Annotated in this window: 3 protein-coding genes; all 3 read left to right on the top strand. The window is 56.8% G+C overall.

Going from position 1 to position 7,381, the window contains the following annotated elements:
- The first annotated feature begins 239 nt into the window (after nucleotides 1-239).
- The 3 genes from ABSE61_RS35350 to ABSE61_RS35340 all read left to right on the top strand — a co-directional run bounded on the left by ABSE61_RS35350 (nucleotide 240) and on the right by ABSE61_RS35340 (nucleotide 6,979).
- Nucleotides 240-1,229 (top strand): ABC transporter substrate-binding protein, encoded by a 990-nt coding sequence (locus ABSE61_RS35350; RefSeq protein WP_423875801.1) that lies wholly within the window; start codon nucleotides 240-242, stop codon nucleotides 1,227-1,229.
- A gap of 747 nt (nucleotides 1,230-1,976) precedes the next feature.
- Nucleotides 1,977-4,415, top strand: a complete 2,439-nt coding sequence (locus ABSE61_RS35345) for a bifunctional diguanylate cyclase/phosphodiesterase (protein WP_423875800.1) — start codon at nucleotides 1,977-1,979, stop codon at nucleotides 4,413-4,415.
- Nucleotides 4,416-4,765: 350 nt separating this feature from the next.
- Nucleotides 4,766-6,979: an MASE4 domain-containing protein gene (locus ABSE61_RS35340; RefSeq protein ID WP_423875799.1), complete on the top strand. Its 2,214-nt coding sequence runs from the start codon at nucleotides 4,766-4,768 to the stop codon at nucleotides 6,977-6,979.
- Nucleotides 6,980-7,381: the final 402 nt, after the last annotated feature.

Below are 7,381 nucleotides of genomic sequence, written 5' to 3'. Positions count from 1 at the left end.
TGAACCCCTCAATCCTCAAGACGGAGCGACCGCCCGTCACCTGTGATCGTTCAAATAGTTACCGCAGAAGACTTGATCCCACGACCGCGCCGCCAGCCCATCCCGCGTGAGCGGGTTCGTTCGATGAGCCATAAGCGATATTGGTGGTTACCAGCCGACATGCGCTCGACGCAGGTTTTCACCTCTATCCAAGCGCCAACGAACCGTTACGATGCCGTCTCCTGAACTTGGGACCGGACATGCGGCGTCGCCATTTTGTAAAGCTACTGGGAGGAGCTGCGGCGGTGTGGCCGGGGGCGGTGTTAGGTCAGCAACCTAATCCAGTGCGTCGTATCGGCGTGCTAATGGGGTATGCCGAAGGCGACTCGGAAGGACAGGCCCGTGCGACTGGATTCTTGGACGGCCTCCAGCAGCTCGGCTGGACGCAAGGCCATAACATCAGGGTCGATATTCGCTGGGCGGATCCAAGTGATGCCGAGAAAAGGCAACGGTTGGCCAAGGAACTTGTCGCATTGCAGCCTGACTTGATTTTCTCAAACAACACACTCACTACCGGAGAACTGCTAAAACAAACGCGCAGCATTCCTATCTTGTTCGGCGGAGTTTCAGATCCCGTCGGCGGCGGGTTCGTCGAAAGCTTTCGGCGTCCGGGGGGTAACGTCACTGGTTTTAGCAATACCGAGGCGCCACTGGCCGGTAAGTGGGTGCAATTGCTCAAAGAGATAGCGCCGCGTGTCGAACACGCTGCCCTATTGTTCAACCTCGCGACGGCTACCTATGCCGAAGGTTATTTGGATTCGTTCAAAGTAGCCGCTTCGTCCATCGGCTTGGATGCGATCGTGGCATCCTGCCGCGACGAAGCGCAGATCGAATCCATTATTGCTGCCCAAGGTCCAAACAGTGGCTTGGTCATCATGCCGGAATCCTTTTTCGTCGCCCATCGCGCACAGGTCATTGCACTGGCGGCGCGTTACCGGCTACCTGCCGTTTATCCGTTCCGCGCCTTCGCTGAACAAGGCGGGCTTCTATCCTACGGAAATGATCAGATTGATAATTTTCGTCGAGCGGCGAGCTACGCGGATCGCATCCTTAAGGGCGAGAAGCCAGCCGAGCTTCCCGTTCAGGCCCCCGTTAAATTTGAACTGTTCATCAACCTGAAAACAGCCAGCACACTTGGTCTTGACGTGCCTTGGTCCCTCCAGCAGCGCGCCGACGGGTTGATCGAATAGACCACCGAGCTTCGCGATATTCCTGATAGGTAGTTTCGTGCGGACGGCTACGACCGGCTCGATCTTATAATTTCTAACGCCTCAAGATTCCGGGCTCTTACAAGGTAGGCTGTAGCCAAATCATCCAGGATCCGAAGGGAGTCCTCGTTAGTTATGTAGAATTTCATGTTCTCGCAAGTTGCTGCATAGACTCGGAATGCATTTGCTGAATGTGTCATTACGTACCGCAATTCCCTTGCCGTCCCTTATTTAAAAAAAGGGGGATGAAAACAAATGCCGCCAGTGCGTCCGGCCCTACGGCGCCCCAGATAGAGCTGCGCCAGAAATCCGGTAACGCACGCTGGACCCGTTTGTCTAAGCGGCGTTAAAGCGCTGTTCCGTAAGACTACGGGTGGCCGACAGAGGCGGCGTTAACCAAACGCGACGCCGATCCGGTTTTGTTTGCTCCAGACGACATCGTAGCTCAAATGCAATCCATCGGCAAAGCTAACGTGAATTTCTCCGGAATCGTGATTTGTTGGGCTCGTCTAAGGCCGCTCTGGAATTCTTCGAGTTGCAGAGTGCAATCGATTGAGCCTGTAACAAAACAAGTCGTCCCGGCCTTCGATGCCCGATAGCAAGGCGTGCGCCGCATTGCTGAAGATTGAAACGGGCCGTTAGCCACGTCTCAAGTCTTCGAGTGCGACTTTAACTCAACAGACTGTGGAGGTGCGTTACAAAATCTTGCACCTACATGACCGGTCCATAATGCTTCAAGTCCTCACCTGTCTAGCGATTGAACACGACCGACGCCTTGTCGCGCTCGCGTTCGTTATATGCGTTTTGGCGAGTGGCGTGACGATTAGTCTGTTCCACCGCGCTCAAGCCACTGAAGGCCACGCCCGGTCGGGTTGGTTAGGATTGTGCGCCGCGGCTGGTGGCTGCGGCATCTGGGCTACCCATTTTATCGCGATGCTCGCATACGAACCGGACGTCGTTGCTGGGTATAATCTTGGCTTGACGATTTTGTCTCTGATCTTCGCCTCCACCATTACCGCCGTCGGTCTCAGTCTAGCTCTGCGCGATAGCTCACGACGGGCTGCGATCATTGGAGGAGCAGTAGTCGGCGTCGGGATCGCCGCGATGCACTATACGGGAATGCTGGCATTGGAGCTCCCAGGTCAGATCACGTGGTCGCTGCTTTTTGTATTTGCGTCCCTCTTGCTTAGCAGCTTGTTCGGGGCTTTGGCGTTCCACGTCGCCACACGCCGTGACAACCTCTGGCACTCGTCAGTAGCGGCTGCTCTGCTTGCTGCCGCAATCCTCTCTCTCCACTTTACCGCAATGGCCGGAATAAATTTCGTTCCGGACCCGACTCGCGCGGTTGATGCGATGTCTCTCTCGGCCACTTCGCTCTCTCTCGTTGTCGCCGGGGCTGCAGCCATCGTTCTCGGCATGTGTCTCGTTGCGGCTTTGAGCGACCGCCGTTCGAAAGACAAATTGCGTCAACAGAAGATATTGCTCGACGCTGCGCTGGCGAATATGTCCCAGGGACTTTGCATGTTCGACGCCGAGGGTTGCGCCACTTTATTCAACGAGCGCTATACCAAACTGATGGGCACGGCGGCGGTTTTAAAGGGACAGTGTCTGCTCGATCTATTCAAACAGCTGAAAGCTACCGGAGAATTTCCGGGCGAGCCCGAAGAAGTTTTCGCGGGCGTACTGGCGGAGATTCGTTCAGGCAGCCCCCGGGCGCAGACGCTGCGACCCCCGACCGGACGCGTTGTGCGGGTGACGCAACAGCCCATGGAGGGTGGCGGCTGGGTTGCTACCTTCGAGGACATTACTGATTGGCAAAAGGCTCAGGCGAAGATCTCGCACATGGCGCGTCACGACGCTTTGACGGATCTACCCAATCGCACGCTATTTCGGGAACGTCTTCAGCAAGCGCTGCGGAGCGCAAAGCGGGGCGATTGCCTCGCGGTGCTCTGCCTCGATCTTGATCATTTCAAGGGTATCAACGATTCCCTCGGCCATCCTGTTGGCGACGATTTGCTGAAAGAGGTAGCCGTTCGCCTGGCTGGCTGCTTACGTAAGAGTGACACCGTTTCAAGGCTGGGCGGAGATGAGTTTGCAATCGTTCAAGTGGGGAACGAATCCGAAGCATCGTCGGCCGCAAGTCTTGCAAGTCGTCTTGTCGAGGTCATTAGCGCGCCGTACGAAATTCAAGGGCACCAGGTCGTCATCGGCTTGAGTGTTGGAATATCGGTAACGCCCAATGACGGGAGCGATCCCGACCAATTGCTGAAAAATGCGGATATGGCCCTGTATAGGGCTAAGGCGGACGGGCGTGGGACTTTTCGCTTTTTTGAAGCCGGAATGGATGCTCGGGCGCAGGCACGTCGTTTGTTGGAGGTTGATCTACGAGCGGCGCTTTTGCGAAGCGAATTCGTAGTTCACTATCAGCCAATTCAAGATATTAAAGCCGACCGTATCGTCGGTTTCGAGGCACTACTGCGCTGGAATCACCCGTTGCGTGGTTTGATTCCCCCGCTGAATTTCATACCACTTGCGGAAGAGACAGGCTTGATTGTCCAGCTTGGCGACTGGGTCTTGCAGACAGCATGCAAAGACGCTGCCGGATGGTCGCAGGACGTCTGCGTGGCCGTAAATCTGTCGCCAGCACAATTTAAGGATCGCAACCTGGTGTCATCAGTCGTTTCGGCGTTGGAAGTTTCGGGTCTGGCCGCTTGCCGTCTGGAGCTTGAGATTACCGAGTCGGTGCTCTTACAGGAGAGCGACATCACGCTAGCTACCTTGCACAAGCTTCGCGGGCTGGGTATTCGGATCTCGATGGATGATTTCGGCACAGGATATTCATCGTTGAGTTATCTCCGTAGCTTTCCATTCGACAAGATAAAGATCGACCGCTCCTTTGTGAGTGACGTTGCAACTCGCGATGACTCTATGGCTATTGTCCGCGCAGTCACAGGTCTTGGGAAGAGCTTGGGCATCTCGACAACGGCCGAGGGGGTTGAGACTAGCGAGCAGTTAGCTCTTCTCCGCCTAGAGGGTTGTACGGAGGTGCAGGGTTATCTGTTTAGTCCGCCGCGTCCAGCAGAAGATGTTGAAATAATGCTGGCGAAGAGCCAACCACGCGTGGCACAGGCCAAGCGACACGACACGTCGATTTTGCGGTCCGGATAGTTCGCTGCCGATGTAATGTCGGCCTGTTGGCCGATAGTGTTTCCTCACCTGCGCATCAAAAGAGAACGGGTGGAAACGGCGATAGCCGACGTCGGTTTTCTCGCCGCCCATCCGACGCGAGCCGAGCGGGGCACCTCGTGAAGCGTAGGCGCCGATCGATAAGAAAGCGCAAGGGGATTGGGCTGGTTGCACATGCCAAACGATTGAGGCGATGACAATGAACCGCCGACTCAACCCGGCGGGTTTTCTTTTGATACGCCAATTTGCCAGGCTGCCGAGCTTGGCGCCGATCGCAATCACCAGCATGACGCCGGCGGGGGCGACACACAGCTCTCGCGAGCGCAGGGATAGTGTCGCGGATCGAATCGAAAATCCCAGAGGTTGGTAGTTGTACTGGTTTAGAGCTTAACCCTACGCTAGCGGTATCCGACCATTCTATGCCCGAGTGGACATGGGATCGGTTAGACATGACTGACGATAACGAGCAGACCGAGTGGTTGGCGACTGCTCGTGCCGGACGGGCCGACCGGCGGCTCGCGATCCCGATCGTGCTTCTGCTGGCTGCTGTGTTCGCCATCATCGTACCGTTTGCCAAGCATCAATTGGGTAGCATCCCTGCATTGATTCTATCCCACCTGACCGCGGTCGCCATCATCGATCTATTGACCGCGGGCTTGCTGCTCGCGCAATTCAATATTACCCGCTCGCGTGCGTTACTGGTGCTTGGCTGCAGCTATCTGTTCACTGCCTGCATGATCATTCCGTTCGCGCTATCCGTTCCCGGCGTGTTTTCAGAGGCTGGGGTACTGCCTGGCTCCGGACCGCAGACCACTGGATGGCTTTATATGTTTTGGCACGCCGGTTTTCCGCTCGTTGTGATCGTCTTTGCACTGGTGAAAGATGACGATCGAGCCCAACTCGAAATCGAGGAGTCGAAGAATTCGAGCGGCCCGGCAATTCTTTGTGGCGTCGGCATTGTCCTGCTGGCGGTGGCGGCGCTGGCGCTGCTTGCTACAATTGGTTCGGCGCTGCTGCCGCCAATCTTCCAGAACCAAGTCTATACGAGCGAAAAGAACATCATCGTCGCTGCGCTCTGGATGATTTGTGCCACGGCCCTGCTGGTGCTCTGGCGACGGCGGCCTCACTCGGTGCTCGACCTCTGGCTCATGGTCGTGCTGTTCGCATGGCTGTGCGAGGTCGCACTCACTGCGGTGTTTAGTGGCCAGCGGTACGATGTCGGTTTCTATGCTGGCCGTCTGTTCGGCCTCTCGGCCGCAACCATCGTCCTGATGATCATGCAGGTCGAAACGGTGAAAATGTATGCCCGGCTCACCCATTTGTTGGCGGCCGAGCAGGAGAACCTGCGCCACGAGGCAGCGCTGCGGCGCCGCTTGTCCGATACTTCGTTCATCGAGCAGCTGGCTGCGAATGAAGCGGTCAAGCAGGCGCTGATTCGCCAGCGGGCAGTGTTCAATTCCGCCCTGATCGGCATAATCACGCTGAATGAGGTCGGCAGCATCGAAACCCTCAACCCCGCCGCAGGCACGATGTTTGGTGTCGAGATCGCAGACGTTGCGCTGTTTAACATCGGCAAATTCATCGATCTCGGCGGCCTCGGCGAGATCGGCATGGCGGTTCTACTTCCCGCCATGGTGGCCGAAAAACCAGGGGTGCGCGAGCGTGTTGCGTACCGTTCCGACGGGACAGCTTTTCCCGTGGATTTCGAACTGATCGATATGCAGACTGAACGTCGCATGTTTGTGGTGTTCGTGCGTGACATCACCGGCCGCAAACGCAACGAGCGTTTGAAAGACGAATTCGTCGCCACGGTCAGTCACGAACTACGCACTCCCATTGCCTCGATAATGGGCTCGCTCGGGCTGTTGGCCGGCGGCGCGGCGGGAGAACTCGCCGTTTCGGCCCGTCGTATGATCACTATCGCTCACGGCAATTGCCAGCGGCTGGTGCGGCTCGTCAACGACATCCTGGACATTGAGAAGCTCGAATCAGGCGAGGTCCAATTCACGGTTCAGCCGGTCGAGTTGCGCGCGCTGGCCCAGCAAGCGATTGATGACAACACGGGCTTCGCCAACGGATACGATGTGGCGGTGCGGCTCGATCCCGCTTCGATCAAGGTGGTGGTGGGCGCCGATTCCGACCTCATTTTGCAAGTCATCAGCAATCTGCTGGCCAACGCCGTCAAATTTTCCCCTAGCGGCGGCGAGGTCTTCGTCAAGGTCGAAACTCTCGGGACGATGGGGCGCCTTTCGGTCTGCGACCAGGGACCGGGCGTGCCCGACGATTACAAAACCCGCATCTTCGAAAAGTTCATCCAGATTGACGCCGCCGACGATCGAAAGAAGGGCGGCACAGGATTGGGCTTGAGCATCGTGAAGCAGATAATGCGCCGCCTCGGCGGAGAGGTCGGTCTGAAATCTCTGCCCGTGCGGGGCTGCATTTTTTATTTTCTATTACCGCGCTGGGGTCAGATCGGAGAGCCTGACACCGAGGTGCTCGGGTATGATGCCACAAGCCTATCTTCTTGTCCGGTCCCGCGAGCGTAACTTCATGACAAGCCCGAGATCAGGCACGAAGACTCGACTAATACAGAGTAAGGTCGCCCCAGTTAGCCATTGTGGCGTTGCTATCGAATGTCGCCGTTTGGCGGCAAAAACATCGTCAATCCAGTTCTCAATGTCTGCTTCTCTAATCGGCCGGTTGGGGTCAAGCACTTTCAAGCTATCCACTACTGCAGTGTCAATGTCTCTCACGGGCTCGCGCTTCTCTTCGGAATCGGCACCTGGGCCCTTCCATCATGGGATCCGAGGACGAGGCGGAACAATCTTTTGGTCGGCCTTGCCGTCGATCGAACGGCAGGACCAAGCAGACATGCGAACTCACCTCATCCATCGTCCCGCGAGGGACATCCTTCCACTGCTCGGGGGAACTCGAGTTTTCTCCTATCC

The organism is Bradyrhizobium sp. (genome assembly GCF_049519115.1).
GTDB lineage: Bacteria > Pseudomonadota > Alphaproteobacteria > Rhizobiales > Xanthobacteraceae > Bradyrhizobium.
Note: the sequence above shows the minus strand (reverse complement) of the source record. Positions and strands in the feature narration are given on the sequence as shown.